The organism is Streptomyces sp. NPDC020742 (genome assembly GCF_040641675.1).
Classification (GTDB): Bacteria; Actinomycetota; Actinomycetes; order Streptomycetales; family Streptomycetaceae; genus Streptomyces.
Genome location: NZ_JBFAEA010000013.1, coordinates 145,414 through 171,373, shown reverse-complemented (window position 1 = coordinate 171,373; position 25,960 = coordinate 145,414). Strand labels below are relative to the sequence as shown.

The 25,960-nt window shown below is 74.3% G+C and carries 22 protein-coding genes; 11 read left to right on the top strand and 11 right to left on the bottom strand.

Going from position 1 to position 25,960, the window contains the following annotated elements:
* Positions 1 to 48 precede the first annotated feature (48 nt).
* Entirely contained in the window at positions 49 to 2,985 is a 2,937-nt protein-coding gene (locus AB0G84_RS22740; protein ID WP_361323577.1) for an FAD-binding and (Fe-S)-binding domain-containing protein, read from the top strand.
* Between the two features lie 40 nt (positions 2,986 to 3,025).
* On the opposite strand, the gene AB0G84_RS22735 is transcribed toward AB0G84_RS22740, so the two are convergent.
* Positions 3,026 to 3,472, bottom strand: a complete 447-nt coding sequence (locus AB0G84_RS22735; protein WP_361323574.1) for a hypothetical protein — start codon at positions 3,470 to 3,472, stop codon at positions 3,026 to 3,028.
* Positions 3,473 to 3,490: 18 nt separating this feature from the next.
* Between AB0G84_RS22735 and AB0G84_RS22730 the strand changes: the two genes are divergently transcribed.
* Positions 3,491 to 4,489: an aldo/keto reductase gene (locus AB0G84_RS22730; protein ID WP_361323571.1), complete on the top strand. Its 999-nt coding sequence runs from the start codon at positions 3,491 to 3,493 to the stop codon at positions 4,487 to 4,489.
* A 201-nt stretch (positions 4,490 to 4,690) separates the two neighbouring features.
* On the opposite strand, the gene thpR is transcribed toward AB0G84_RS22730, so the two are convergent.
* The 3 genes from thpR to AB0G84_RS22715 all read right to left on the bottom strand — a co-directional run bounded on the left by thpR (position 4,691) and on the right by AB0G84_RS22715 (position 7,343).
* Positions 4,691 to 5,272 (bottom strand): RNA 2',3'-cyclic phosphodiesterase, encoded by a 582-nt coding sequence (gene thpR, locus AB0G84_RS22725; RefSeq protein ID WP_361323568.1) that lies wholly within the window; start codon positions 5,270 to 5,272, stop codon positions 4,691 to 4,693.
* Between the two features lie 118 nt (positions 5,273 to 5,390).
* Positions 5,391 to 6,848 (bottom strand): MFS transporter, encoded by a 1,458-nt coding sequence (locus AB0G84_RS22720; protein ID WP_361323565.1) that lies wholly within the window; start codon positions 6,846 to 6,848, stop codon positions 5,391 to 5,393.
* Positions 6,849 to 6,878: 30 nt separating this feature from the next.
* Positions 6,879 to 7,343: a MarR family transcriptional regulator gene (locus AB0G84_RS22715; protein ID WP_361323562.1), complete on the bottom strand. Its 465-nt coding sequence runs from the start codon at positions 7,341 to 7,343 to the stop codon at positions 6,879 to 6,881.
* A gap of 156 nt (positions 7,344 to 7,499) precedes the next feature.
* Between AB0G84_RS22715 and AB0G84_RS22710 the strand changes: the two genes are divergently transcribed.
* Complete coding sequence (locus AB0G84_RS22710) at positions 7,500 to 7,691, top strand: ribbon-helix-helix protein, CopG family (protein WP_361323559.1); 192 nt, start codon at positions 7,500 to 7,502, stop codon at positions 7,689 to 7,691.
* 31 nt (positions 7,692 to 7,722) lie between these two features.
* Here the strand turns inward: AB0G84_RS22710 and AB0G84_RS22705 are convergent, their stop codons facing one another.
* Positions 7,723 to 9,192 (bottom strand): NCS2 family permease, encoded by a 1,470-nt coding sequence (locus AB0G84_RS22705; RefSeq protein WP_361323557.1) that lies wholly within the window; start codon positions 9,190 to 9,192, stop codon positions 7,723 to 7,725.
* Between the two features lie 372 nt (positions 9,193 to 9,564).
* Here AB0G84_RS22705 and AB0G84_RS22700 point away from each other — a divergent pair, with 372 nt between their 5' ends.
* Positions 9,565 to 9,822: a DUF2530 domain-containing protein gene (locus AB0G84_RS22700; RefSeq protein WP_361323554.1), complete on the top strand. Its 258-nt coding sequence runs from the start codon at positions 9,565 to 9,567 to the stop codon at positions 9,820 to 9,822.
* A gap of 89 nt (positions 9,823 to 9,911) precedes the next feature.
* Positions 9,912 to 12,554, top strand: coding sequence for an HAD-IC family P-type ATPase (locus AB0G84_RS22695; protein ID WP_361323552.1), 2,643 nt, complete (start codon positions 9,912 to 9,914; stop codon positions 12,552 to 12,554).
* A 251-nt stretch (positions 12,555 to 12,805) separates the two neighbouring features.
* On the opposite strand, the gene AB0G84_RS22690 is transcribed toward AB0G84_RS22695, so the two are convergent.
* Positions 12,806 to 13,456: a hypothetical protein gene (locus AB0G84_RS22690; protein WP_361323549.1), complete on the bottom strand. Its 651-nt coding sequence runs from the start codon at positions 13,454 to 13,456 to the stop codon at positions 12,806 to 12,808.
* A gap of 428 nt (positions 13,457 to 13,884) precedes the next feature.
* Here AB0G84_RS22690 and AB0G84_RS22685 point away from each other — a divergent pair, with 428 nt between their 5' ends.
* Positions 13,885 to 14,070: a hypothetical protein gene (locus AB0G84_RS22685; protein ID WP_361323546.1), complete on the top strand. Its 186-nt coding sequence runs from the start codon at positions 13,885 to 13,887 to the stop codon at positions 14,068 to 14,070.
* Positions 14,071 to 14,209: 139 nt separating this feature from the next.
* On the opposite strand, the gene AB0G84_RS22680 is transcribed toward AB0G84_RS22685, so the two are convergent.
* Complete coding sequence (locus AB0G84_RS22680) at positions 14,210 to 17,500, bottom strand: molecular chaperone Hsp90 (RefSeq protein WP_361323543.1); 3,291 nt, start codon at positions 17,498 to 17,500, stop codon at positions 14,210 to 14,212.
* A 306-nt stretch (positions 17,501 to 17,806) separates the two neighbouring features.
* Entirely contained in the window at positions 17,807 to 18,712 is a 906-nt protein-coding gene (locus AB0G84_RS22675; protein WP_361323540.1) for a DUF3027 domain-containing protein, read from the bottom strand.
* 464 nt (positions 18,713 to 19,176) lie between these two features.
* Between AB0G84_RS22675 and AB0G84_RS22670 the strand changes: the two genes are divergently transcribed.
* From AB0G84_RS22670 to AB0G84_RS22655, 4 genes are all read left to right on the top strand, one after another.
* Positions 19,177 to 20,565, top strand: a complete 1,389-nt coding sequence (locus AB0G84_RS22670; protein ID WP_361323669.1) for an MFS transporter — start codon at positions 19,177 to 19,179, stop codon at positions 20,563 to 20,565.
* 90 nt (positions 20,566 to 20,655) lie between these two features.
* Positions 20,656 to 21,159: a hypothetical protein gene (locus AB0G84_RS22665; RefSeq protein WP_361323537.1), complete on the top strand. Its 504-nt coding sequence runs from the start codon at positions 20,656 to 20,658 to the stop codon at positions 21,157 to 21,159.
* Positions 21,160 to 21,196: 37 nt separating this feature from the next.
* Positions 21,197 to 21,979: a futalosine hydrolase gene (locus AB0G84_RS22660; RefSeq protein WP_361323535.1), complete on the top strand. Its 783-nt coding sequence runs from the start codon at positions 21,197 to 21,199 to the stop codon at positions 21,977 to 21,979.
* Complete coding sequence (locus AB0G84_RS22655) at positions 21,976 to 22,827, top strand: 1,4-dihydroxy-6-naphthoate synthase (protein WP_361323532.1); 852 nt, start codon at positions 21,976 to 21,978, stop codon at positions 22,825 to 22,827. The genes AB0G84_RS22660 and AB0G84_RS22655 overlap by 4 nt, the downstream gene beginning before the upstream one ends.
* 117 nt (positions 22,828 to 22,944) lie before the next feature.
* Here the strand turns inward: AB0G84_RS22655 and AB0G84_RS22650 are convergent, their stop codons facing one another.
* On the bottom strand, positions 22,945 to 23,328 hold the full coding sequence (locus AB0G84_RS22650) for a cold-shock protein (RefSeq protein WP_033266409.1): 384 nt from the start codon (positions 23,326 to 23,328) through the stop codon (positions 22,945 to 22,947).
* Between the two features lie 223 nt (positions 23,329 to 23,551).
* Between AB0G84_RS22650 and AB0G84_RS22645 the strand changes: the two genes are divergently transcribed.
* Entirely contained in the window at positions 23,552 to 23,827 is a 276-nt protein-coding gene (locus AB0G84_RS22645; RefSeq protein ID WP_361323529.1) for a hypothetical protein, read from the top strand.
* Here AB0G84_RS22645 and AB0G84_RS22640 read toward each other — a convergent pair.
* A complete protein-coding gene (locus tag AB0G84_RS22640) occupies positions 23,767 to 24,429 on the bottom strand; it encodes a haloacid dehalogenase-like hydrolase (protein ID WP_361323527.1) in 663 nt (220 codons plus the stop codon). The two genes, AB0G84_RS22645 and AB0G84_RS22640, sit on opposite strands and share 61 nt — an antisense overlap.
* A gap of 266 nt (positions 24,430 to 24,695) precedes the next feature.
* Complete coding sequence (locus tag AB0G84_RS22635; protein ID WP_361323524.1) at positions 24,696 to 25,946, bottom strand: hypothetical protein; 1,251 nt, start codon at positions 25,944 to 25,946, stop codon at positions 24,696 to 24,698.
* Positions 25,947 to 25,960: the final 14 nt, after the last annotated feature.

Genomic DNA, 25,960 nt, shown 5'->3' with positions numbered 1-25,960 from the left:
GGCACGCCGGGGTATCCATCCGGCCGTCGAAGTGGGCAGGCTGGGGGCATGGCTGATCGCACGGAGTCGGAGCAGCGGGACCTGGCGGAGGAGTTGGCGGCCGCGGTGCGGGGGGAGGTGTCCTTCGCCGCGGGGGACCGGGCGCTGATGACGATGGACGCCTCCAACTACCGGCGGGTGCCCCGGGCGGTGGTCGCGCCCCGGGACGCCGAGGACGTCGCGGCGGCGCTGCGGGTGTGCCGCGCCCACGGCGTACCGGTGGTGCCGCGCGGCGGCGGGACGAGCATCGCCGGGCAGGCGACCGGCGTCGGGGTGGTGCTGGACTTCACCCGGCACATGCGGCGGATCGTGTCGCTGGACCCGGCCGCCCGTACCGCCGTCGTCCAGCCGGGCCTGGTCCTGGACGACCTGCGGGCGGCGGCCGGCCGGCACGGGCTGACGTTCGGCCCCGATCCGTCCACCCACAGCCGCTGCACCCTCGGCGGCATGATCGGCAACAACTCCTGCGGTTCGCACTCGGTGGCCTGGGGCACCACCGCCGACCACGTCCGGACACTGGAGCTGCTGACGTACGGCGGGGAGCGGGTGAGCGCCGGCCGCGGCGCCGACGCCCAGGGCGCCCCCACCGGGCTGCCGCCCCGCCTCCGGGACGGGGTGAAGGCCCTGGTCGACCGGGAGTTGGCGCTGCTGCGCACCGGCTACCCCGACCTCCCCCGGCGGATCTCCGGCTACGCCCTGGACGCGCTGCTGCCAGAGGCCGGCACCGACCTCGCCCGCGCCCTGACCGGCAGCGAGGGCACCCTCGGCGTGCTGACCGAGGCGACCGTACGGCTGGTGGAGACCCCCGCGGCCCGGGTGCTGGCCGTCCTCGCCTACCCCGACGAGAGCGCCGCGGCGGAGGCCGCGCACACCCTGCTGCCGCACCGTCCGATGACCGTCGAGGGGATGGCCGCCGACCTGGTGGCCGGGGCGAGCGGGCTGCCGGAGGGCGGCGCCTGGCTGTTCGTGGAGATGGGAGGGGAAAGCCCGGCGGAGGCGACGGCCCGCGCCGAGGCACTCTGCCGGGCGGCCGCGGACGGCACCACCGGGCACGCGGTGGTCACCGACCCGGCCGGCCAGCGGGCGCTGTGGCGGATCCGGGAGGACGCCTCGGGCACCGCGACCCGGATGCCCGATGGCAGTGAGGCCTGGCCCGGTTGGGAGGACTGTGCCGTGCCGCCGGCCCGACTGGGCCCGTACCTGCGGGACTTTCGGGCCCTGCTCACCCAGTACGGGCTGCGCGGCACCCCCTACGGCCACTTCGGCGACGGCTGCATCCACGTCCGGATCGACTTCGACCTGCTCACGCCGCCGGGCATCCGCCGCTTCCGGGAGTTCTCCGGCGACCTGGCCGACCTGGTGGTCGCGCACGGCGGTTCGCTCTCCGGCGAGCACGGCGACGGCCAGGCCCGCGCCGAGCTGCTGCCCCGGATGTACGGGCCGGAGCTGGTCGGCCTGTTCGGGCGGTTCAAGGACCTCTTCGACCCGTCCGCCGGCCTCAACCCGGGCATGCTGGTGCGCCCCGACCGGCTCGACGAGAACCTGCGCTTCGCCCCGCTGCCCACCGGCCCGGTCCCGGTCGCCTTCGGCTATCCGGACGACGACGGCGACTTCTCCGCCGCCGTCCGCCGCTGCGTCGGCGTCGCCAAGTGCCGTAACGCCACGCTGCCGACGGGCTCCTCCGACGTGATGTGCCCGTCTTTCCGGGCCACCGGCGAGGAGCAGCACTCCACCCGCGGCCGGGCCCGGCTGCTGCACGAGATGCTCGCCGGCGAGGTGATCACCGACGGCTGGCGGTCGCCCGAGGTGCGCGACGCGCTGGACCTCTGCCTGTCCTGCAAGGGCTGCCGCAGCGACTGCCCGGTCGGCGTCGACATGGCCACCTACAAGGCGGAGTTCCTCCACCACCACTACGCGGGCCGGGTGCGCCCCGCCGCCCACTACTCGATGGGCCGCCTCCCGGAGTGGCTGCGCGCCGCCGCCCCGGCGGCCCCCGCGTTCAACGCCCTGGCCCGCACGCCGCTGGCCACCGTCGCCAAGCGCCTGGGCGGGATCGCGCCCGAGCGCCCGATCCCCCGCCTGGCCACCGAGACCCTCACCCGCTGGTGGTGGCGCCGCCGGAAGACGGCGGCTCCCGGGGCAGCGGCCGGCCGCACCGTCGTGCTGTGGCCCGACACCTTCACCAACCACCTCTCCCCCGAGGTCGGCCGCGCCGCGGTACGCGTCCTGGAGGCCGCCGGCCTGCGCCCCCTGCTGCCGCCCACCGCCCCGCCGCGCCCGGCCGGTGCCGCCCCGCTGCCGCGCCGGCACCGCCCGCTGTGCTGTGGCCTGACGTACGTCTCCACCGGCCAACTGGACCGGGCGCGGGCGGTGATGCGCCGCACCGTCGAGGTCCTGGCCCCGCTGGTACGCGCCGGCCGCCCGCTGGTGGTCCTCGAACCCAGCTGCGCCGCCGCGCTCCGCACCGACCTGCCCGAGCTGCTCGCCGACGACCCCCGCGCGGCCCAACTGGCCGCCTCCGTCAAGACGTTCGCCGAGGCCCTGGAAGAGCTGGCCCCCGACTGGCGGCCCCCGCGCCTGGACCGCCCCGTCGCCGGCCAGACCCACTGCCACCAGCACGCCGTCCTCGGCGACGCCGCCGACCGCCGCCTGCGCGAACGCGCCGGCCTCACCGGCGACCTGAGCGGCGGCTGCTGCGGCCTGGCCGGCAACTTCGGCTTCGAACGCGGCCACTACGACACCTCGGTGGCCTGCGCCGAGGACCAACTGCTGCCGTCCGTCCGCCAGTCGCCCCCCGGCACCGAGATCCTCGCCGACGGCTTCTCCTGCCGCACCCAGCTGGACCACCTCGGCGACCGCCCGGGCCGGCACCTCGCAGAGGTCCTGGCGGAGGCGCTGGACGCGCAGGAGGAGGCAGGAACACCCGAGGGGGGTGAGGGCGGCTGAGCCGTCAGACCAGTGGGGCGTCCCGGTCCCGCGGGACCGCTCAGGCGTTGAGGTCCAGCACGCGGACCGGTTCGCCGTCCCACCGCTTCGGCTCGGTGGTGGCGACGATCGCGCCGTCGGGACGGTCCGGTGTGGGCTGCGCCGCGTACTGGCAGTGAGCCGCGGCCCAGGTCTCCTGTTGGGCGACGGCCAAGGCAGTGGGCAGGCCCAGGTCCAGGACGGTGATGCCGGGCAGCGCGGCCAGCTGCTCCGCGGTGCCGGGCCGCCCACGGTCCGCCTCTGCGGGCCCTGGACGTGGGACTTCCCGAGCCCGGCCGAGATCGAGGCCGGACAGCGCGCACGCACAGCGTGGATGATCCGGTTGGCCGGGCTGATGGCCGCCGGCAACCCGGCCGACGCCGAGCCCGTGCAGGCTGAGCTGAACGGCCCACGGGTCCGGGGCCGCTTCGCCCGCCGCCCCGCGGTCCTTGCTTCGAGCACACTCCAAGGCGTTGGCTGGACGACCATGAAGTACACGCAGCTCGGACGCACCGGACTCAAGGTCAGCCGACTCGTCCTCGGCACGATGAACTTCGGACCCCAGACCGACGAGGCGGAGAGCCACACCATCATGGACGCGGCGCTCGGCGCGGGCGTCAACCTCGTCGACACCGCCAATGTCTACGGCTGGGGCGCCAACAAGGGCCGCACCGAGGAGATCGTCGGCTCGTGGTTCGCCAAGGGCGGCGGCCGGCGTGACAAGACCGTGCTGGCCACCAAGCTCTACGCGAACATGGCGCCGGACGACGGCAAGGTCTGGCCCAATCACGACAAGCTCTCCGCGCTCAACATCCGGCGCTCGGTGGACGCCAGCCTGAAGCGGCTGGGCACCGACTACATCGACCTCTACCAGTTCCACCACGTCGACCGGGACACGCCGTGGGAGGAGATCTGGCAGGCCATGGACGTGCTCGTCCAGCAGGGCAAGATCCTCTACGTCGGGTCGTCCAACCACGCCGGCTGGCACCTCGCCCGCGCCAATGAGACCGCCGCCCGCCGCGGCAGTTACGGCCTGGTCAGCGAGCAGTGCCTGTACAACCTCGCGGAGCGGCGGGCCGAGATGGAGGTCATCCCGGCCGCCCGGGACTACGGCCTGGGCGTCATCCCCTGGTCCCCGCTGCACGGCGGGCTGCTGGGCGGCGCGCTGCGCAAGGAGCGGGAGGGCGGCGGGGCCCGTACGGCGGGTGGCCGCTCGGCCGACTCGCTGGCGAACTCCACCATCCGCTCCCAGGTCCAGTCCTACGAGGACCTGGTGGACCGGCACGGCCTGGAGCCCGGCGAGGTCGCGCTCGCCTGGCTGCTCACCCGGCCCGGTGTCACCGGGCCGATCGTCGGCCCCCGCACCCTGGAGCAGCTCACCTCCGCGCTGCGCGCCGTGGACCTGGACCTGTCGCAGGAGCTGCTGGCGTCGCTCGACGAGATCTTCCCCGGACCGGGACCGTCGCCGGAGGCGTTCGCCTGGTGAGGCGGGGCCGCGCTGCGCCGGGGCGGCGGGGTCGCACCGCCGTCGGTGCACCGCCTCAGCGCACGGCCGCCGCCACGATCACGACGACGAGCAGCACGGCGAACAGGCCGGACATGATCCGGTTACGGGTTTTGGGATCCACCCTCGAAGCGTAACCGGGCCGGGCCGGAGGACCGCACCGGCCCGGGTCTGGGCCGCACCTTAGGACGGCACCCGGCCCGCCAGCGGCCAGGAGGCGATCTCCTCGTAGCGCGGATGGCTGCCCGCAGCACCCGGCCGCGGCAGGTGGCTGCGCATCAGTGAGAGCGACCCGACCGTCCAGGGGGAGCCGGTGAAGTCCTTCAGGGCGGTGGCGTACGGGGCGAGGCGTACGGAGGGGACGCGGTTGCGGGCGAGGGTGAGGTGGGGGGTGTACGGGCGGTGCTCGTCGGCCATGGCGACGCCGGCCCGGCGGGCCGCGGCCGTCGCCGCGTCGGCGAGCCGGCGCATGGCGGGGCGGTCGCCGTCGGCCCCGGCCCACACCACCCGGTCCGAGAACCGGCCGCCGCCGGAGAGCCACAGCTCGTACGGGTCCCGGCGGCGGGCCGCCCGCGCCAGGCGTTCCTGGAGTTCGGGGACGGTGTCGTCGGGGACCTCGCCGTAGAAGGCGAGGGTGAAGTGCCAGCCGTCCGGCCCGGTCCAGCGCAGCCGGTCGGCGGCCGGCAGCTCCTTCAGCAGCGCCACCTCGGCGGCCAGTTCCCTCAGTACGGGGGCGGGGGGCAGAACGGCGGCGAAGAGTCTCATGGGGCAGGCGTACGCCGTGCTGCCGCCGGCGTCAATTTCGGCGGGAAGTGCGCGCCGGGGGCCGGCCGCCGCGCTGGCGGCCGGGCCCCGTACGGAGCGGACCGGGGTGTCCGGTGCCCTAGACCGCCGGCGCCAGTTCCGCGTCCGCGGGCGGCGCCGGCTGCGGCGTCCTCGGTACGAACGCGATGTGCCGGCGGCCCCGCCGCAGGTCGATCTGGAGGCGGAGGCCGCCCATCCGGGCCAGGACCAGGCCGATCAGGCCGGCCGCGGTGAGCGAGATCACGCCGCCCGTCAGGAAGCCGATCCGGGCGCCGAAGGCGTCGGTGACCCAGCCGACGATGGGCGCACCGAGCGGGGTGCCGCCCATGAACACCATCATGAACAGGCTCATCACCCGGCCGCGCATCGCCGGGTCGGTGGCCATCTGGACGCTGGAGTTGGCGGTGACGTTGATGGTCAGGCCGACCATGCCGATCGGCGCCAGCAGGGCCGCGAAGATCCAGAAGGACGGGGCCAGCGCGGCGGTGATCTCCAGCCCGCCGAAGACCATCGCGGCGCCCACCAGCAGGCGGAGTCGGGAGCTGGCGCGGCGGGCCGCGAGCAGCGCGCCGATCAGCGAGCCGGCCGCCATCAGGCCGTTGAACAGGGCGTAGGTGCCGGCGCCCTGGTGGAAGACGTGGTAGACGAACGCGGTCAGCCAGATCGGGAAGTTGAAGCCGAAGGTGCCGATGAAGCCCACCAGGACGATCGGCCAGATCAGGTCGGGGCGGTCGGAGACATAGCGCAGGCCCTCGCGCAGCTGGCCCTTGCGCCGCGGGACCGGGTCGGCCTTGTGGAGTTCGGAGGTCCGCATCATCAGCAGGCCGGCGAGCGGGGCGATGAAGGACAGGCCGTTGAAAAGGAAGGCCCAGCCGCTGCCGAAGGCGGTGATCAGTACGCCGGCGAGGGCGGGGCCGATCAGGCGGGCGGACTGGAAATTGGCGGAGTTGAGGCTGACGGCGTTGCGCAGGTCGCCCTGACCGACCATCTCGGAGACGAACGCCTGCCGGGCCGGGTTGTCGACGACGGTGACCAGGCCGAGGAGGAAGGCGACGAGGTAGACGTGCCAGACCTGCACCTGGCCGCTGAGCGTGAGCACGGCGAGGGCCAGGCCGGTCAGCCCCATGGCGGACTGGGTCACCAGCAGCAGCCGGTGCTTGGGGAAGCGGTCGGCGATCACACCGCCGTAGAGCCCCAGCAGCAGCATCGGCAGGAACTGCAGCGCGGTGGTGATGCCGACCGCGGCCGAGGAGCCGGTGAGGCTGAGCACCAGCCAGTCCTGGGCGATGCGCTGCATCCAGGTGCCGGTGTTGGACACCACCTGGCCGGTGGCGAAGAGTCGGTAGTTCCGTATGCGGAGCGAGCTGAACATGCCCTGGCGCGGTGTGGCGGCGGGGCCGGGGGCGGCCGGTGCGCCCGCCGGGCCTGCGGCGAGGCCCGGGGCGGTGGCCCCTGTGGTCGCGGTCGCGTCGTCGGAAACCGTGTCGTGGTGGGAGTTCGGTGCGGGGGCGGAGGGTGCTCCGGATCCCGTACTCAAAGTGGGTTCGCCTCCTCGGGCTTGGCGTTTCTACAACTGGGCGAGCTTCTCCAGTACCGGCGCGGCGGCGCGCACCTTCGCCCACTCGTCCTCGTCCAGCCCGGAGGCCAGCTCGGCGAGCCAGGCGTTGCGCTTGCGGCGGCTCTCCTCAAGCATCGCCTCGGCCTGTTCGGTCTGGGTGACGACCTTCTGGCGGCGGTCCTCGGGGTGCGGTTCGAGCCGGACCAGCCCCTTGGCCTCCAGCATGGCCACGATGCGGGTCATCGACGGCGGCTGGACGTGCTCCTTGCGGGCCAGCTCCCCCGGAGTGGCGCTGCCGCAGCGGAAGAGGGTGCCGAGCACCGACATCTCGGTGGGGCTCAGCGACTCGTCCACCCGCTGGTGCTTGAGGCGGCGCGACAGGCGCATCACGGCTGACCGCAGCGCATTGACCGCGGCCGCGTCATCTGGGGTGCCCTCCCGGCCGTCGGGCTGGGGGCGGGACAGTTCCGGCATGGTCTTTAGCGTAACTCATTACCCTCCCTAAGGACAGCCGTGGGGTGACCCCCGGGAGGCGTCACCTGTAGGCGTCACCCGTCGGCATCACCCGTACGAGTGGGGACGCGGCGGAAAGTGACACGCCTGACCGCACGGGGACGGGACCGTGTCCGTATGGGATCGCGAGTGCTCAGCCTGCGCGTGGACGGGGAGCTGCTGGAGCGCCTCCAGCAGCACGCCGCGAAGCGCGGAATGAGCGTCCAGGACTATGTGGTCCGGACGCTCGTCCGCGAGGACTTCGACGAGCGGTTCAAGACGTCGGTGGACGAAAACGAACGGCTCGGGATCTGGGGCACCGCCACCTGATCCCGAGCCGCCCGGCCGCGCGCCCCGCCCGCTACTTGACCCCGAGGGCCATCTCGATCGGGTGCAGCAGGAAGTAGATCAGGAAGCAGAGGCCGACGACGTCCAGCAGCCAGGGGATCTGCTTGAAGCGGCCGGTGGCGGTGCGCAGCAGAATGAAGGCGAGGACGCCGATGCCGATGCCGTTGGTGATGCTGTAGGTGAACGGCATCGAGATGATCGTCAGGAACGCGGGGATGCCGACGGTGAAGTCGCCCCAGTCGATGTCCTTGACGTTGGCGGCCATGATCAGGAAGCCGACGACCAGCAGTGCGGGCGTCGCGGCCTGCGAGGGGACGACCGTCGCCAGCGGCGTGAAGACCAGCGCGAGCAGGAAGAGCCCGCCGGTCATCAGGTTCGCCAGGCCCGTCCGGGCGCCCTCGCCGACACCGGCGGTGGACTCCACGAAGCAGGTGTTGGCCGAGGCGGAGCCGAAGCCGCCGCCCGCGACCGCGATGCCGTCGACCATCAGGATCCGGCCCATGCCCGGCAGGTTGCCGTCCTTGTCGGTCAGGCCGGCCTCCTCGCCGACGCCGATGATGGTGCCCATCGCGTCGAAGAAGCCGGACAGCAGCACGGTGAAGACGAAGAGGCAGCCGGTCAGCACGCCGACTTCCTTGAAGCCGCCGAAGAGGCTGATGTGCCCGATCAGGCCGAAGTCCGGGACGTCAATGATCTTGGAGGGCACGTTGGGGACCGCCAGGCCCCAGGCCGCGTCCGGGGTGTTGGTGACCGCGTTGAGGACGATCGCGACCACCGCCATGGAGACCATGCCGATCAGGATCGCGCCCTTGACCTTCCGCACCACCAGCACGAACATCAGCGCCAGCCCGATGACGAAGATCAGCACCGGCCAGCCCTTGAGCTGACCGCCCTGCCCCAGCCCCATCGGGACGGTGGTGTGCGCGGCGTCGGGGTTACGGCTGACGAAGCCGGAGTCGACCAGGCCGATCAGCGAGATGAACAGGCCGATGCCGATGGCGATGGCCCGCCGCAGCCCGTTGGGGATCGCGTCCATCACCCGCTGCCGCAGGCCCGAGGCGACCAGGATCATCAGCACCAGACCGGCGAGCACGACCATGCCCATCGCGTCCGGCCAGCTCATCTTGGGGGCGAGCTGGAGCGAGACCACCGCGTTGATACCGAGGCCGGCCGCGATGGCGATCGGGACGTTGCCGACGACACCCATCAGGACCGTGCTCAGACCGGCCATCAGGGCGGTGGCGGTGACCAGTTGGCCGTTGTCGAGGTGGTGGCCGAACTTATCGACTCCGGAGCCGAGGATGATCGGGTTCAGCACGATGATGTACGCCATCGCGAAGAACGTCGCCAGGCCGCCACGGAGTTCGCGGCCAACCGTCGACCCCCGCTCGGAGATCTTGAAGAAGCGGTCGAAACCGTTCTTGGGCGGCATCGGAGCCGGGTTCTCAAGGGTGTCGACCGGCGTGGTGGCCGAGGGGGACATGCGGGGACCTCAGTCGTACGGGCCTGGGGAGGCGCGGGGGCCCGAGGGCCCGGAACACAACGGATCATGAATATCCGGATCACATTGGATGAATCGACGATTCAATCCGGTCAGATCCAGAAAGGTTCAGTATGAATAAACAAGCCAGTGATCGCTATCTCCGCGCGTAGACCCTTGGCGGGCCAGGCCGGGAAGCCGGCCGCTGCGGCCGTGGGCTCCCCCATCCGGCCGTACGCCGCACTCCCCGGACGTCCCGGCCCCGCCTCGGACCGCCCGGCCCCACCTCGCAGGGCCCTGGACCACCCCGCACCACCCCACACCACCCCGGACCGCCCCGGACCCGCCCGGACCGCCCCCGTAAGCTTGGGCACCATGTGGAAGAAGTCCGAACTGCGCGAGGCCCCCGCGCCGCTGGAGGGCCCGGTCGTCGGCACGGTCATCGGCGGCACCGTCATCTGGTTCGTGCTCTTCCTCGGCCAGCTGCCCTTCTACGGCTGGTATGCCGACCACGGCCACGCCTGGTGGGTGTGGACCTGCCTGGCCGGCGGCGGCCTGGGACTGGTGGGCATCTGGTACGTCCGCCGGCGCGACGCCGCCATCAAGCGCGCCGCGGCCGCCGCCGACTCCTGAACCACCCGGCGAACCGCCCGTTCCCGCCCCGGAACCACGCCGCCGCACCCAGCGGGTGAAGTGCGCCGTCCGCCCGTAACGTCGGGGGCATGACGGAGCGGGCGCCGACCGGTGCCGAACCCCCCGGCCCGGACCGGGCGCCGGCCGGCCGCAGTGCGCAGCAGCCGGTCCACCCCGGTCTGACCGCCGCCGAGGTCGCGGAGCGGGTGGCCCGGGGAGAGGTCAACGACGTCCCGGTACGGTCCTCCCGCTCCACCGCCGACATCGTCCGTGCCAATGTCTTCACCCGCTTCAACGCCATCATCGGCGTGCTCTTCGCAATCATCCTGGTCATCGGGCCCCTCCAGGACGGCCTCTTCGGCTTTGTGATCGTCGCCAACACCGGCATCGGCATCGTCCAGGAGCTGCGCGCCAAGAAGACCCTGGACAAGCTGGCGGTCATCGGCGAGGCGCGGCCGACCGTCCGGCGGGGCGGCACCGCCGACCGAATCCCCACCTCCGAGGTCGTCCTGGGCGACCTCATCGAGCTCGGCCCCGGCGACAAGGCCGTCGTCGACGGCGAGGTCCTGGAGTCCGACGGGCTGGAGATCGACGAGTCGCTGCTGACCGGCGAGGCCGACCCGGTCCTGAAGAAGCCCGGCGAACCGGTGCTCTCGGGCAGCTTCGTGGTCGCCGGCGGCGGCGCCTTCACCGCCACCAAGGTCGGCCGCGAGGCGTACGCCGCCCAGCTCGCGGAGGAGGCCAGCCGCTTCACCCTGGTCCACTCCGAACTGCGCAGCGGCATCAGCCGGATCCTCAAGTACGTGACGTGGATGATGATCCCGACGGCGCTCGGCCTGATCCTCAGCCATCTGCTCACCCTGGGGCTGCCCGGCGACGAGGCGATCCGCCGGATGGTCGCCGGGATCGTGCCGATGATCCCCGAGGGGCTGGTGCTGCTCACCTCCGTCGCCTTCGCCATCGGCGTCATCCGCCTGGGCCGCAAGCAGTGCCTGGTCCAGGAGTTGCCCGCGATCGAGGGCCTGGCCCGGGTCGATGTGGTCTGCCTGGACAAGACCGGGACGCTCACCGAGGGGGGGATGGACGTCCACGGGCTGCGGCCGATCGGCCCCGAGGGCGCCGGGGCGGACGACGGGATGGACGGCGGAACAAGCGACGGGGCGCCGGAACGCGGCACCCCGGAAACGGAGGGCCGGACCGCGGCGCCCGGCACAAGCCCAGTCACAGTCCCCGACACCGGCACCGGCAGCGGCAGCGGCACCGGCAGCGGCACCGGCACCGGCACCGGCAGCGACACGGGCCCTGGCACCGGCACCGGCACCGGCACCGGCCCTGGCACCGGCACGGCCCACCTCCGGCAGGTCCTCGGCGCCCTCGGCGCGTCCGACCCGCACCCCAACGCCTCCCTCCAGGCCGTCATCGACGCCTACCCCGCCGACGGTGGCTGGCGCGCTCTGCGGTCGCTGCCGTTCTCCTCCGCCCGCAAATACAGCGGCGCCCTGCTGGAGGGCCCCGACGGCACCCGTACGGCCTGGCTGCTCGGCGCCCCCGATGTGCTGCTGCCGCCCGACGACCCCCGCCTGCGCGAGATCGACGGCCTCAACGCCCGGGGGTTGCGCGTCCTGTTGCTCGCCCGCACCGGACGGGAGCTGGACGACCCCGACCCCTCGCGGGACGTCCGCCCGGCCGCCCTGGTCGTCCTGGAGCAGCGGCTGCGGCCCGACGCCCCCGACACCCTGCGCTACTTCGCCGAGCAGGGCGTGGCCGCCAAGGTGATCTCCGGCGACAACGCGGTCTCGGTCGGCGCGGTCGCCGCCGAGTTGGGCCTGCCCGGCGCCGACGCACCGGTCGACGCCCGCCGGCTGCCGCCCGAGCCCGACGCCACGGCCGATGTCCTCGACGCGGGTGCGGTCTTCGGCCGGGTCACCCCGCAGCAGAAGCGGGACATGGTCGCCGCCCTCCAGTCCCGCGGCCACACCGTCGCGATGACCGGCGACGGCGTCAACGACGTACTGGCCCTGAAGGACGCCGACATCGGCGTCGCCATGGGCTCCGGCTCCGAGGCCACCCGCGCGGTCGCCCAGATCGTGCTGCTCAACAACAGTTTCGCCACACTGCCCTCGGTGGTCGCAGAGGGCCGGCGGGTCATCGGCAACATCACCCGCGTCGCCACCCTCTTCCTCACCAAGACGGTCTACTCCGTCCTGCTGGCGATCCTGGTGGCCTGCTGGCAGATCCCCTACCCGTACCTGCCCCGCCACCTCACCCTGCTGTCCACCCTGACCATCGGCGTCCCGGCGTTCTTCCTCGCCCTCGCCCCCAACAGGGAGCGCGCCCGGCCGCACTTCGTCCGCCGGGTGATGCGGTACGCCATCCCCTCCGGCCTGATCACCGGCCTCGCCGCCTTCGCTACCTACCTCCTCGCCCGCGCCTACTACACCGGCCCGGACGCGCTGTCCGCCGAGACCAGCGCCGCGACCCTGACCCTCTTCCTCGCCGCCCTGTGGGTCCTGGTGATCATCGCCCGCCCCTACACCTGGTGGCGGATCGTCCTGGTCGCGGCGATGGGCCTGGCCTTCCTGGTCGTCCTGGTGACGCCGGGGCTCCAGGACTTCTTCGACCTGCGGCTGGTCGGTACGACGCTGCCGTCGGCCGCGGTGGCCCTCGCGGCGGTGGCGGCGGTGCTGCTGGAACTGGCCTGGCGCTGGGTGGCCAGGAGATTCCCGGCCTGAGGCTCGGAGGTTCCCGGCCTGCGGGCGGAGGCTCCCCTTAAGAGGGCCGGAGTTCCCGGTTCCAGGCCGGAGGGCGGGCCGGCGGGTGTCCCTGCCCGACGGCCAACCGGCCGGACGTCCCTGCCCGACGGCCAAACGGGCGGGTGTCCCGGCGCCGTCCCCGTGCATCCGGGGTTATGCGGGGGATGCACGGGGCGGCGCCGGGACGGGGAAGCCGCTGGTGAGGGAGTACAGCGGCCGGGCCTTCCGCGTCAGCAGTCGGGGACCGCCGGCGGATTGGCACCGCAGTTGTTCGGCGAGTTGAAGATGATCGGGCTCGCCAGCAGCGAGACGCTGCCGTTGTCGTTGAAGATGCCGCCGCCGTCGGTGGCGGCGGTGTTGTTGCGCACCGTGGTGGCGGTGAGCGACAGCGCGCTGTCGGTGTAGATCCCGCCGCCCTGGTCGGCCGCGTTGTCCCGGACCAGGCTGGCGGTGAGGATCACATGGCCGCCGAAGTTGGCGATGCCGCCGCCCACGCCATCGCCGGCGTCACCGCCGCGGACGGTGACCGTGGTGAGGGTCAACTTGCCCCGGCCGGACGGCTCGTGCTCCGGACCATCGACCTCGATGATCCGGAAGGGGTCGGCTTCGTCGTCCCGGGTGATCACGGTGCCCAGCCCGGTCAGCGAGATCGGGCTGGTGATGTTCGGCAGCCCCGTCGGGCCGTCGCCGTCGCCACCGTGCGCGCTGGTCAGCCGGTAGGTACAGAACGGCGCCAGGATCAGCGTGCCGCCGCCGGCGTCGTTCGCCGCGTCGATCGCGCTCACCAGCGCGTCCTCGCTGCACGGAACGATGGTCGGGCTCGCGGCCTGCGCGGTCGGAGCGGTGGCCGCGCACAGCGCCAGAGCACCGGCCACGGACATCAATCGGAGAATTCGGATGGCTCGCACTACGCCTCCTCGGAGGGTTTCTGAGCTACCCGCACCAGCCGGTCTCCTGCGAAACCCGGCGCTGATGCCACCTCCGGCAAGGCGCGATCGCGCACCGCGAACGGGGCCCCGGGGGGCCCTGGTGGCTGCCACACTGCACTCCCTGACGGAGGGATGGGCAGCCCACCTGGTCGGACACCGAAAGTAAGGCATCCGGGTGACATCGGCGGCAACCCCGCGGAACCAAGGCCACTCTTTCGGCGGAGCGCGCATGACCCTCACCACCCGCCCCCACGGGCCCTCGGGCCCGTGCCCCCCGCATGCCCCGGCCCCGACGGGCCCCGAGTACGCGCCCTAACGGCCCGGTCACGGAAGGTTTCCAGCCATGGCGTCCCCCGCCCGGTCCCCCTACCCTCCGCCCCATGAAGCTGATTCCGGGGGACCTCGCACACCAGGTGCTGGCCAGCACGCGGCACCACTACCAGCACCACTACCACTCCGACAGCGGCTCCTACGGGAGCGGCATCGACGGGTGGGAGTGGCTGATCGTGCTCGCCGTCGCGGCCGTGGTGATCTGGGCGCTGGTCAAGAAGTTCAGCGCGGACTGAACCACCCGTCGGCGGCCCGCCCCTCCTCCCCCGCGGCGGTCCGCACACCCCGGCTCTCGCGATCGCCCCGGCCCCCGTCACCCACCGACGGGGGCCGGACGCGTGCGTTACCCACCGACGGGGGCCGGACCCGTGCCGCTCAGTCGAACCAGCGCGCCCGCGCCAACTCCTCGACCCGTTCCGGGTCCTCCAGGAGGGCGGCGACCTCGAAGCGGCGGGGCCACTGGCCGGCGGACCAGGCCAGGCCGGCTGCCACGCCCTCCAGGGTGGCCGCGTGCAAGGTGCCGTCCGGGGTGCGGCGCCAGTCGAGTTCGGCGGGGCCGTCCGGGCCGTCGACCAGCAGCTCCTCGTGCTCCAGGTACGAGGTGGGGGTGGCGGCGCCGAGCAGTGCCCGTACCGCCTCCGGGACGTCGTGGCGGACGCCCTCGGAGCGCACTTCGGCGGCGACCGTTTCGCTCAGCCGGCGGACCTGCAGCAGCTCGGCCAGGGCGGCGGCGCGCACCGGGCGTACCGGCAGCACCGGTAGGTGTGCCGCCAGCGGCATCAGGTCGGGGGCGTCGGCGACCACGACGTCCGCCGCGTCCACCACCGTGGCCTCCTCGCCGAGCACCGCACGCAGCTCGTCGGGCAGCGTCACCTGCTCGGGGTCCAGGTCGGCCAGCATGCCGTAGAGCGCGTGGAGTTGGACGGTGGTCACCGGCAGCTCGGGGTCGGCCAGGCGGGCCAGCAGCTCCGCCGCACCGCCCGGTTCGTCCAGCAGGGCGGCCACCGAGGTCCGCACGCCGAGGGCCCGCAGCACCTGGGCGTCGACGTCGCCGGCGTCCGCGGACTCGTACAGCCCGGCGAGCAGCGGATCGCCGCCCGCCGACCGCAGCCCGGCCGGCCGCCGGCCGTCCAGGACCGGGTGGCCGCGCAGCCACCAGGCGGTGTAGGGGCGCACCGACTCGGTGGTGCCGTCCGGCAGCAGGACCCGCACCGGCGCGGTCAGGGCGTCGCGCAGCGGCGGCCGGGACAGCATTTCCAGCACCTGCGGCCAGGCGTCGTCGTCGACCAGGTCGAGGTCGCGGACCGCGACCAGCTCCGTCACGACCGGCGGGACCGGGGTCTCGGGGAGGGCGTCGAGGATGTCCTCGCACCACACGTCGACCGCGTCCAACAGGCCGACGTCGTCCGGCTCGGCGAAGTCGCCGTCCCGCGGCTCCATCTCGTCCGGGTCGAGCACCACATCGGTGGCCCGTACGAGGGCGAAGCCGGCCAGTACGCCGACCGCGGTCAGCGGCTCTTCGCCCCACCGCTCGGTCAGTTCCGCGTCGCACGCGGCGAGTTCGCCCTCCCGGATGACGCGTTCGAAGTCGCTGCCGGGGTAGACCAGTTCACCCGCCGGGGCCAGCTCGCCGTCCTCGTCCGGCAGCGCCAGCGCGCCGAGCCAGGGCTCGTCGCCCGGCGCGAGGCGGGCGTCCCGGACCAGGCCGAGCACCGTCTCTGCCAGCTCCTCCGCGTCCAGCGGGGCCCCGGGGCCGCCGCCGGCGAAGTCGTCGTCGAACAGGTCGTAGGCGTCCTCGTCCGCGTCCAGCGAGTGCGCAACGGCCGCCCGTACCTGGGGCGTTGTCAGCACCGCGCGGGGCGCGGCCGGGGTGGCGCCGAGCTTCTCCAGCAGCGGGTGCACCGCGTCGGGGTGAGCCACCTTCAGCCCGAGCCGGGCGAGCGTACGGTGCCGGGCCGTGGCCTCCTCGCCGTCGTCCGGGCCGCCGCCGGGCAGCGGCAGCAGCACCTGGCGCGGCCCGATGGTGGTGCGCGCCGTGCCCTCACCGGGGCCCTGGCCGGCGGTGCCCGCGAGCGGCACCGGCAGCCCGCTGAGCCGGTCGGGGTCGGTGCCCGCCAGGGCGTCGTAGAGCCGCCACCACCAGCCGGGCGACCGCTCGACGCCGGCCAGCCGGTCGACCATCTCGCCCAGCGGCACCCGGGCCACGCCCAGGGCCCGCAGCTCAGGGCGGCGTTCCAGTCCGGCCGGCAGCAGGCTGGGGAACAGCTCGGCCAGCACCGTCACGGTCGCGGCGCCGGCGCCCTCGACCAGTTCGGCGTCGACGGGGCGCAGCACCCGGTGGTCGGCGGTGTCCGTGCCCTCGTCCCAGGCGCCGGGCGCCGGCGCCGCGGGCTCGGCCGGCGGCTCCGTGCCCGCACCCGCGCCCGCGCTCGGCAGGAAGCGCACCCGCGGCAGCAGCTCCAGCACCTGCCGGCGCAGCTCACCGTCCAGGCCGCCCTTGCCCAGCGGGCCCGGCACCAGGTCGAGGGTGCCGACCGACACCGGCTGCCACTCGCCCAGCAGGGCCGCGTAGGTCGCCGCCGCCCGGCCGGCCAGGAAGTCCGCGAGCGGGCCCGGGGCGACATGGCGCCGGGTCGGTTCCAGCGGGAACGACGCGATCAGCAGCGCGGGCAGCCCCAGCGGCTCGTCCGTGGGCGTCGGCGCGTGGACTACCGGCGCGGTCGCCGGGCGGGCCGGTGCGCCGGCGTCGTCCACCGGCACCGCCCAGGTCACCGACCAGTGGGGGCGCAGCCGCTCCTCGACGGGCCGGTCGGCGAGCAGCGCCGGGTCCAGCGGCCCGGCGTCGGTCGCCACCCGCCACCGGGTGGCGCCCCGGGCACTGTCCTCGATCAGGACGTACGGGCCGTCCTGGCGGCGCCTCAACTCCCGTACGCCCTCGGGGGTCTCGACGATCACCTCGGCCAGGCCCGGCAGCGTCAGCAGCAGCGCCGCGTCGATGCCGTCCAGCAGCCGCTCGGCGAGGTCCTGCGCCGCGACGTCGCGCAGCGGCAGCACCACCGCGGTGTCGTACCCGTCCGGCGCGGTGCCCTCCGCAGGCAGCGGCAGCCGCAGCAGCGGTACGTGCCCGTCCCGGCGGCGCAACTCCCCGCCCAGACCGGGGCTGTGCGCCGCGACCTCCTGGGTCATCGCCCGGGCCTCGGCGAGCGACCAGCGCACTCCGCCGGTGCGTCCCACCAGCGCCGGCTCGTCGCTGACCGACAGCACGGCGGCGAAGCCGACACCGAACCGGCCCACCGCGCCTGCCGCGATGCTCGGTTCCCGCTTGGCAGAGGCCCGCAGCGTGGAGAGGGACTCCACGCCGGTGGCGTCCAGCGGGGCACCGGTGTTGGAGGCGACGAGTACGGCGGGGGCGCCGCCGTCGGCCGGGTGCAGGGTCAGCCGCAGCCGCCCGGGGACGCCGGCGCGGGCCGCCGCGTCCGCCGCGTTCTGCGCCAGCTCCACGGCGAGCCGGTCACGGTAGCCGCCGAGCGCGAGGTCCTCCTCCGCGTTGGCGTCCTCACGGAACCGGGCCGGCGAGGCGGCCCAGGCGTCCAACACGCCGCGCCGCAGCCGGGCCGTCCCGAACGGGTCTCCCGCGGCACCCCACACCCACGACGTTGCGGTCACGTCTCTCGTCTCCCTCGGTATGTCGATGCTCCAGACGGTATCGCCCTGCGTCGGCGGGCGCGGAGCCGCGGCCCCCCGGCCGTCCGCCGCCCGCTTCCGGCGGGTACGGGGGCGTTGCGTGCCGGTGGAGCGGGACTGGCGTGGCGGTGTCGTGGGAGGGGGAGGGAGAGGGGGCGCGACCCGGGGGGGGCGAGCGGGCCGGAACGAGCGGACGCCCGGCCGCGCCGGACGCGGCCGGGCGTGCACCGGCAGTGCGGGGCCGGACCGTTCACCGGCGGTGCGGGCCGGGCCGCCGCCCGGCGCCGGTCAGCTGTGGCCGAGCTCCTCGGCCGGCCCGGTGTCCTCGACCGAACCGCCGTCCCGTTCGGGGCGGAGCGACAGCGGCTCGATCACCGTCTCGTCCACCACCGGCTCGGCCGGCCGGGGCGGCTTGGGCATCACGGCGGCCTCGGAGTGCGCACCACAGCCGTACGACAGGGACACCACCCGGCCGTCGGCGGGGGCGAACTCATTGGCGCAGACGCCGAAGGCCTGGCGCAGGGAGCCGGTCAGCGGGGTGAGGAAACCGCAGGTCAGGCAGGTGGCGGGGGCCGCCTGGGCCATGGGGGTGCGGGCGCCGAAGGCCTCTTCCCAGCGGTCCGCTGCGGCGTGCAGGCCGTAGCGGGACAGCACCCGGGCGCGGCGCATGCCCAGTTCCTCGGCGACCTCCGCGATACCGCCCCGGGCGGGCGCGGGCTGGATCGCCGGCGAGCCCGGGAGGACGTCGGCCTCCTCGGTGTCCGCGACCTCGGCGGCCATGCCCTCGGCGACGGTGGAGTCCGCCGCCGGCGCCTCCTCCCCGGAGTAGCCGGGCTCCAGACGCAGGTCCTCGGCGTCGGTGGGCAGCAGGTCACCGGGGCCCATGTCGCCGGGACGCAGCCGCTCGCTCCAGGGCACCCACTCGGGCGCGAGCAGTGCGTCCGGGCCGGGCAGCAGTGCCGTCTCGTCGAGCGTGACGACCTTGGCGCGGGAGGCCCGGGCGACCGTCACGGCCCAGCGCCAGCCGCGGTAGCCGGGGTCGTTGGCGGCGAAGAGATGGGTGACGACGCGGTCCCCGTCGGCGACCGCACCGAGGTGCTCACCGACCATGCCGGGCAGGGCCGCTTCTTCCGCAGCGACTCGGGCAAGGTCAACCGCCTCGGCGCACAAGCGGTCCGGGGTACGGCTTCGCATCGCAGCACTCACAAGAATCGATTCTCTCTTCCACGCCGTCTCACGAGTGCGCCAGCCGGAGCTGTCCTGGTCCTGTCCGGACGACCGGCGGGGCCGGGGCGGGCGGAGCGGACCAGGGGACCGCGTCGACGTCCGCGCCCGATCGGTTCGGTCGAGCGCACCTCTTACGACCCATTCTGCGGGATCGCGGATCGCAATGAGACACGCGGCCATGTCCGACCGCCGGTGGCGCGCTACACACGCTACCCCTTCAACGGTGTACGACTCCTCGGTGGGAGCGGCAAATGTCCGCGGCGGCGACCGCGGAGCGGCGCATCCCGCGCGGCGGAGGGGAGAAAGTGCCCGCTCCTGGGCGAGTTGGGGCACTATGGCCGGGTGGCTGCTGCCGCACGGGCGCCGAGGTGACGAAGGTGGCGAAGGCATCGCGGAAGTCGTCGAGAGGCTCGTCGCGCGGGCCGTCCCGGGTGTCCCGGGCCGCCACCCGGGGCGGACCGGGAGCCGGCCGGGCGCGGCGGACGGGTCGGGCGGTGGGGCGGGCGTTGCGCCGGCCGTTCAGCGGCGCGGTCCGACGGGTGCGGCGCGCCACCCATGCGCACGGCGCCGGCGAGTCCGGGCTGGCCAAGCTGATCGAGCTGCACGCGGTGAACTCCGCCGGCGACGTGCTGATCACCGTGGCGCTGGCCTCGACGGTGTTCTTCTCGGTGCCCACGAACGAGGCGCGGGGCCGGGTGGCGCTCTATCTGGCGGTCACCATGGCGCCGTTCGCGCTGCTGGCACCGGTGGTGGGGCCGCTGCTGGACCGGGTGCCGCACGGCCGGCGGGCGGCGATGGCCGGCGCGATGCTGGCCCGGGCGCTGCTGGCGCTGACGATGTCCGGGGCGGTGGCGACCGGCGGTCTGCAGCTGTACCCGGCGGCGCTCGGGGTGCTGGTGGCGTCCAAGGCGTACGGCGTGGTCCGCAGTGCGGTGGTGCCGCGGCTGCTGCCCCCGCGGATCTCGCTGGTCAAGGCCAATTCGCGGGTGACGCTCGCGGGGCTGCTGGCGACCGGGCTGGCGGCGCCGGCCGGGGCCGGGCTGCACCTGATCGGGCCGGCCTGGCCGCTGTACGGGGCGTTCGTGGTGTTCGTGACGGGGACGGCGCTGTCGCTCTCGCTGCCGCACAAGGTCGACTCGGCGAAGGGCGAGACCCGGGCCCGGCTGGCGTCCCGGGAGGCGGCGGGGTCCGGCGGTGACCGGCCGCCGAAGCCGGGGCTGCGGACGGTGGGGCCGTCGGTGCTGCACGGGTTGCAGGCGAACGCCGCGCTGCGGGCGCTCTCCGGCTTCCTGACGTTCTTCCTGGCCTTCCTGCTGCGGGAGCACCCGCTGGGCGGGCTGGGCCCGGCGGCCTCGCTGGGGCTGGTGGCGGTGGCGGCCGGGACCGGCAATGCGCTGGGGACCGCGGTCGGGGCGTGGTTGAAGGCCCGCGGGCCGGAACCGATCATCGCGGGGGTGCTGGCGCTGGCACTGGGGGCGACGGTGCTGGCCGCGGTGTTCTACGACGTGGTGGCGGTGGTGGTGGTCACCGCCGCGGCGGCCACCGCGGGCCTGTGCCAGGCGCTGGCGAAGCTGTCGCTGGACGCGATGATCCAGCGCGATGTGCCGGAGGGGGTGCGGACCTCGGCGTTCGCCCGTTCGGAGACCGCGCTGCAGCTGTCGTGGGTGCTGGGCGGCGCGGTGGGCATCTCACTGCCGCTGGTCGGCGTGCTGGGGATGTCGGTGGCCGCCGGGCTGGTGGCGCTGGGTACGGCGCTGTCCGTACGGGGGCTGCTGGGCGCGTCCCGGCGGGGCGGTACGGCGTCGCCGCGGGTGGCCTGAGGGCGGGCCGGGGCGGACCGGCCGGGACGGGCGGCGCGGCACGCCGTACCCGGGCGTGGCGCGGGCAGGAGGGCCAGATAGCCTGCCCGTATGACCGCTGCGTTGATCTCCTGGGGCAAGGGCCGCCGTGCCGCTGCCGCCATCGGTGCCGTGTCCCTGGGTCTTGTCACCCTCTCCGCCTGCGAGAAGCCGTCCTCGCTCGCGACCGTGACCGTCGGTTCGTCGACGGTGACGGCCGAGGCCACCCCCGGCTGCGACGGCAAGGGCGAGGACCTGTCGCGGAAGGCCGTGACCGCCTGCATCACCAAGAAGGGCGGCAAGTCGCTGACCGTCCACCCCGGTGACAAGGTGCGCGTGGGCGTGGACCCGGCCGTGGCCAAGTCCGGCTGGATCGTCATCGGCGCCGGCCCGGTCATGCGGGAGCCCAGCAAGCAGACGTACCGGACCTTCGACGCGGACACGCTGTTCATGCAGCAGAACCCGCAGACCGGCCAGACGACCTACACCAAGGACGTCACCCTGCAGGTCGCGGAGATCGGCAAGGGCGAGGGCCCCACCACCATGTGGCACTTCACCCTGAAGCAGGAGAACTGAGCGACCGGCTCCGGTAGCGGGCAGTGAGGGCTGAGTGATGCGGGTCCTGATCGTCACGGCGGTGGCCGCCGAGCGCGACGCGGTGTGCGCCGCGGCGGCGGACGGCGCCACGGAGGTCCCGCTGCCCGGCGGCCACCGGCTGCACCGCGCCGGCGGGCGGCCGGTGACGCTCGACGTACTGGCCGCCGGGGTCGGCCCGGCCGCCGCGGCCGCCGGCACCGCCACCGCGCTGACCGCCGCCGCGCTCGCCGGCACCCCGTACGGGCTGGTGGTCTCGACCGGTATCGGCGGGGGCTTCGCGCCCGGCGCGCCGCTGGGCTCGGTGGTGGTCGCGGACGCGATCGTCGCGGCGGACCTGGGCGCCGAGACCGCCGAGGGCTTCACCCCGGTCACCGAACTCGGCTTCGGGACGGTGGCGCACCACCCCGACCCGGCCCTGGTCTCGGCCGTCGCAGCGGCGGCCGGCGGGGCCACCGGCACCGTCATCACGGTCTCCACGGTCACCGGCAGCGCGGACCGCGCCACCGAGCTGGCACGGCGTCACCCGGGGGTGCTGGCGGAGGCGATGGAGGGCTTCGGGGTCGCCGAGGCGGCCGCCGCGCACGGCGTACCCGTCCTGGAGCTCCGTACGATCTCCAACCCCGTCGGGCCCCGCGACCGCGCCGCCTGGCGCATCGGCGACGCCCTCGCCGCGCTCACCGGCGCCTTCCGTACGCTCCCTGGAGCCCTGGCGGCCGCCACCGGTCCGGCTCCGGAAGCTCCCCCACGCTCGACTTCGCTCACGCGGGGGGACCCCCACGTCCCTGAGGAGGACCCGTGACCCGGCCGCTGGACATCGCGTACTCGCCGTGCCCGAACGACACCTTCGTCTTCGACGCGCTGGCGCACGGCCGGGTGCCGGACGCGCCGGAGCTCGCGGTCACCTTCGCCGACATCGACATCACCAACGGTATGGCCGAGCGCGGTGAGTTCGATGTGCTGAAGGTGTCGTACGCGGTGCTGCCGTGGGTGCTCCAGGAGTACGCGCTGCTGCCCTGCGGCGGCGCGCTGGGGCGCGGCTGCGGACCGCTGGTGTTGACCCGTCAGCAGGGCGGCGCCGCCGACCTGGCCGGCCGGACGGTCGCGGTGCCCAGTGAGCGGTCCACCGCCTACCTGCTGTTCCGGCTGTGGGCGGCGGCCGAGGTGCCGGGCGGTGTCGGGGAGATCGTGGTGCTGCCGTTCCACGAGATCATGCCGGCGGTCCGCGACGGCAAGGTGGACGCCGGCCTGGTCATCCACGAGGCGCGCTTCACCTATCAGGACTACGGCCTGACCTGCCTGGCCGACATGGGCGAGCACTGGGAGCTGACCACCGGTCTGCCGATCCCGCTCGGCGCGATCATCGCCAAGCGGTCGCTGGGCGAGCGCGCGCTGCGCGGACTGGCCGCCGCCGTCCGGACGTCGGTGCGGATGGCTTGGGACGACCCGGAGGCCTCCCGGCCGTATGTGCGCGAGCACGCCCAGGAGATGGACCCGAAGGTGGCGGACCAGCACATCGGGCTGTACGTGAACGAGTTCACCGCCGACCTCGGCGAGGACGGCTACGCCGCGGTGCGCGGGCTGCTCACCCGCGCCGCGGCCGAGGGGCTGGTACCGCCCCTCGGCCGCGATGCGCTGCGCTTCGTGTGAGGTCCGACGCGCGCGGTCGGACGCGGGTCGTCAGATGCCGCCGGTCGTCTGAGGCGTGCGGTCGGACGCCTGTCGTGGGACGCGTGCGGTCGGACGCGGGTCGTCGGACGCGTGCGGTCAGACGTCCAACTGGTCGGCGACCGCCCGCAGCATGCCGGCGATCTTCGCGCCGTGCGCCTTGTCGGGGTAGCGCCCGCGCTCCAGCTGCTGGGTGACGTTCTCCAGCAGCGTGGTCAGGTCCTGGACGATCGAGGCGAGCTCGTCGGGCTTGCGGCGCTGGGCGGCGGCAACCGACGGGGCGGGATCGAGGAGTGTCACGGTCAGCGCCTGGTCGCCGCGCTGACCCGCGACGACGCCGAACTCAACGCGCTGGCCAGGCTTGAGTGCGGCCACGCCGTCGGGCAGCACCGACGAGTGCACGAAGACGTCACCGCCGTCATCGCGGGAGAGAAAGCCGAAGCCCTTCTCACTGTTGAACCACTTGACCTTGCCGGTAGGCACGTCTGTCCTCGTCCTCGTACTCGTCGGGAAAATCCGGGTTGGCTGATGCTGGACCTGCGGAGTGGGGTCCCCCGCTCGGACGGGGCCGAGGGCGGAGAGGGTCCGGACAACATTGCGGCGGGCCGCAGGACCCGCCACCACCAAGGCTAATGGTCCCAAGGCCGGTGACAAGACGCCGCCGGGTGGATCCTCGGTGCTCCTGGCCCCGACTTACCCTGGTCAGGTGTCTGACGAAACTCCCCGGGACGGGGATCTGCTGGTCCGAATCGGCGCGATCATGTTCCTTGTTGGCGCAGTGGCCACTCTCGCCACGGTGACGCCGCTGTTCATCGGAGCCCATCCGCTGCCGTCCGTCTTCTACTGGCTGTGCATGCTGATGGGCCTGGGCTTCCTGTTCGCCGCGGGCGGAGTGGTGCGTTCCGCCCGCGCGCAGCGCCGTCAGGCCGGGGCGGCCGCCGGAGCCTCCGGGGCGTCGCCGTCCGCGCCCTCCGCGCCGTAGCGCGCCAGCCACGCCGGGAAGGCCGTCAGGTCGGCGAGCAGCACATCGGCGCCGGCCTCCCGCAGCGCACGCTCGTCGCACGGCCCGGTGACCACGGCGACCGACAGTGCGCCGGCGGTGCGCGCCCCGCGGACGTCGCCGGTGTGGTCGCCGACGTAGATCTGGGCGCCGTGTGCGCGCAGCGCCTCGGCCTTGGCCTCCGCCCACAGGGAGCCGATGACCGCGTCCGGCTCGATGCCCAGGTGCGTCAGGTGCAGCTTGGCGTTCGGCTCGTACTTGGCGGTGACCACGATCGCCCGACCGCCCGCCGCCCGTACCGCGGCGATGGCCTCCCGCGCGCCCGGCAGGGCCGGCGAACCGGCGACCGCGTGCTCCGGGTACAGCTCGCGGTAGAGGGCGCTGATCTCGGCCACCCGCTCCTCGGGGAACCAGCGGCGGACCTCCTCCTCCAGCGGCGGCCCCAGCCGGGTCACCGCGGCGTCGGCATCGATGAAGGTGCCGGTCCGGGCGGCCAGCTCCTGGTAGGCGGCCTTGATGCCGGGACGGGAGTCGATCAGCGTCATATCGAGGTCGAATCCGACCGTCAGGGGGTTCGCAGCCATGCCGGCCATTGTGCCGGGAGGCCGGGGAGCGGCCGGAGGGGGACGGCGGGCGGCGGGGACGGAGGACGGAGGGGGACAGCTGGAGGGGGCGGGGCACCCGGGTGCCGTGCGTGCCGCGGTCGGCGGACATGTGCCGCGGCCGGCGGCCCGGTGCCGCGGTCGGCTGTCGGCTGTCGGCTGTCGGCTGTCGGCTGTCGGCTGTCGGCTGTCGGCTGTCGGCTGTCGGCTGTCGGCTGAGCGCACTGTCCGTCGCGGCCGGCAACCGCTCAGCGCACTGTCCGCCGCATCCGCCACACCAGGTACAGCGCGGAGGCGACGGCCGCGACCCGGGCCATGATCGGCAGGCCGTCGAGCAGCTCCTGGCCCAGCCGGCCCTGGGCGATCGGCTCGCCCCAGCGGCCGTCGAAGCGGCCCCACAGCCACACCACCATCCCGCCGGCGACCGTCCCCGGCACCCCGAGCGCGGCGAACTTGGCCTCCGTACGGGTCAGCGTCCGGGAGACATAGGCCAGCGCCCAGCCGCCGGCCAGCGCGAGCCACGAGCCGAGCACCGCGCCAGCCAGCAGGAGCAGCACTGCCAGCGTGGGAACGGGCCGCAGCCAGGCCCGCAGCGGGACGCCCCGCACGGCACCCTCGACCACCGCCCCGTCCGTACCCCCCACGGTGTCCGCCGCCTTCGCGGAAGCCGGTGGCAGGGCGTCCTCGGCGGCCCCGGCGTCCGGGCCGCGCTTCCTCAGCAACAGCGGGCCGAGCACACCCCGCCGCCCTCGCCCGGCCTTCGATCCCGGCCCGCCGCCCTCGGCCGCCCCGGTCGCCCCGCCCTCCTCGCCCTCCGCGTTCTCCTCATCCGTCTCGTCCGCTCCGCCCGGCCGCTTCCACATCTCCGGGATCTCGATGCCGCCGACGAATCCGGGCACCGACTCCCCCGCGCCGAACGGCGCCGGCTCCACCCGCCACCAGTCCGGTGCCTCGTCCGCATCGCCCAGCTCGTCCGCGCCGGCCAGGTGCGGGGGCAGACCCACGGAGGGCGGGCCGGACTCGGTGCCGCCGGGGCGCGGACCCGGGATCCGGCCGCCGTTCCCGGAGGACGCGCCGTCCAGGGGGACCACCGGGCCGGTGGGCGGGGCGGCGGCCGGGCCGCGGCGCCGGGCCAGGCCGGTGAGTTTGTCCAGAGCGGTGTGTTTGTCCAGCCCGGCGAGCTTGTCCCGGCCGGCGAGTCGGTCCAGGCCGGCGAGTTTGCCCAGTGTGGTGGGGCGGCGTGCCGGCGGTGCGGCGTCCGCTTCCGGCTGCCCCGGTGGTGGGGCACCGCCCTCCGCCGCGACCACCGCCTCCGGCGTCCCCAGCCGTGCCAGCTTCTTCCTGACCCCGGACACCGAATCGGCCTGTTGCCCGTCCAGCTCGGCCCGGAGCCGGGTCACCAGCCGCATCCGCGCGGCGGCGGGCAGGCCCCGCTGCTGGGCCAGGTCGCCCACCCGGCTCAGATAGTCGAATACGAGCTGCTCACTCTCGATTCCCACGAAATCCCCTGCGG

Bases quoted from the DNA above. Each gene is read 5' to 3' on its own strand.
- AB0G84_RS22740 (WP_361323577.1), top strand. From the start codon at position 49: ATGGCTGATCGCACGGAGTCGGAGCAGCGGGACCTGGCGGAGGAGTTG.
- AB0G84_RS22730 (WP_361323571.1), top strand. From the start codon at position 3,491: ATGAAGTACACGCAGCTCGGACGCACCGGACTCAAGGTCAGCCGACTC.
- thpR (WP_361323568.1), bottom strand. From the start codon at position 5,272: ATGAGACTCTTCGCCGCCGTTCTGCCCCCCGCCCCCGTACTGAGGGAA.
- AB0G84_RS22715 (WP_361323562.1), bottom strand. From the start codon at position 7,343: ATGCCGGAACTGTCCCGCCCCCAGCCCGACGGCCGGGAGGGCACCCCA.
- AB0G84_RS22710 (WP_361323559.1), top strand. From the start codon at position 7,500: ATGGGATCGCGAGTGCTCAGCCTGCGCGTGGACGGGGAGCTGCTGGAG.
- AB0G84_RS22705 (WP_361323557.1), bottom strand. From the start codon at position 9,192: ATGTCCCCCTCGGCCACCACGCCGGTCGACACCCTTGAGAACCCGGCT.
- AB0G84_RS22700 (WP_361323554.1), top strand. From the start codon at position 9,565: ATGTGGAAGAAGTCCGAACTGCGCGAGGCCCCCGCGCCGCTGGAGGGC.
- AB0G84_RS22695 (WP_361323552.1), top strand. From the start codon at position 9,912: ATGACGGAGCGGGCGCCGACCGGTGCCGAACCCCCCGGCCCGGACCGG.
- AB0G84_RS22690 (WP_361323549.1), bottom strand. From the start codon at position 13,456: ATGTCCGTGGCCGGTGCTCTGGCGCTGTGCGCGGCCACCGCTCCGACC.
- AB0G84_RS22685 (WP_361323546.1), top strand. From the start codon at position 13,885: ATGAAGCTGATTCCGGGGGACCTCGCACACCAGGTGCTGGCCAGCACG.
- AB0G84_RS22675 (WP_361323540.1), bottom strand. From the start codon at position 18,712: ATGCGAAGCCGTACCCCGGACCGCTTGTGCGCCGAGGCGGTTGACCTT.
- AB0G84_RS22665 (WP_361323537.1), top strand. From the start codon at position 20,656: ATGACCGCTGCGTTGATCTCCTGGGGCAAGGGCCGCCGTGCCGCTGCC.
- AB0G84_RS22660 (WP_361323535.1), top strand. From the start codon at position 21,197: ATGCGGGTCCTGATCGTCACGGCGGTGGCCGCCGAGCGCGACGCGGTG.
- AB0G84_RS22640 (WP_361323527.1), bottom strand. From the start codon at position 24,429: ATGGCTGCGAACCCCCTGACGGTCGGATTCGACCTCGATATGACGCTG.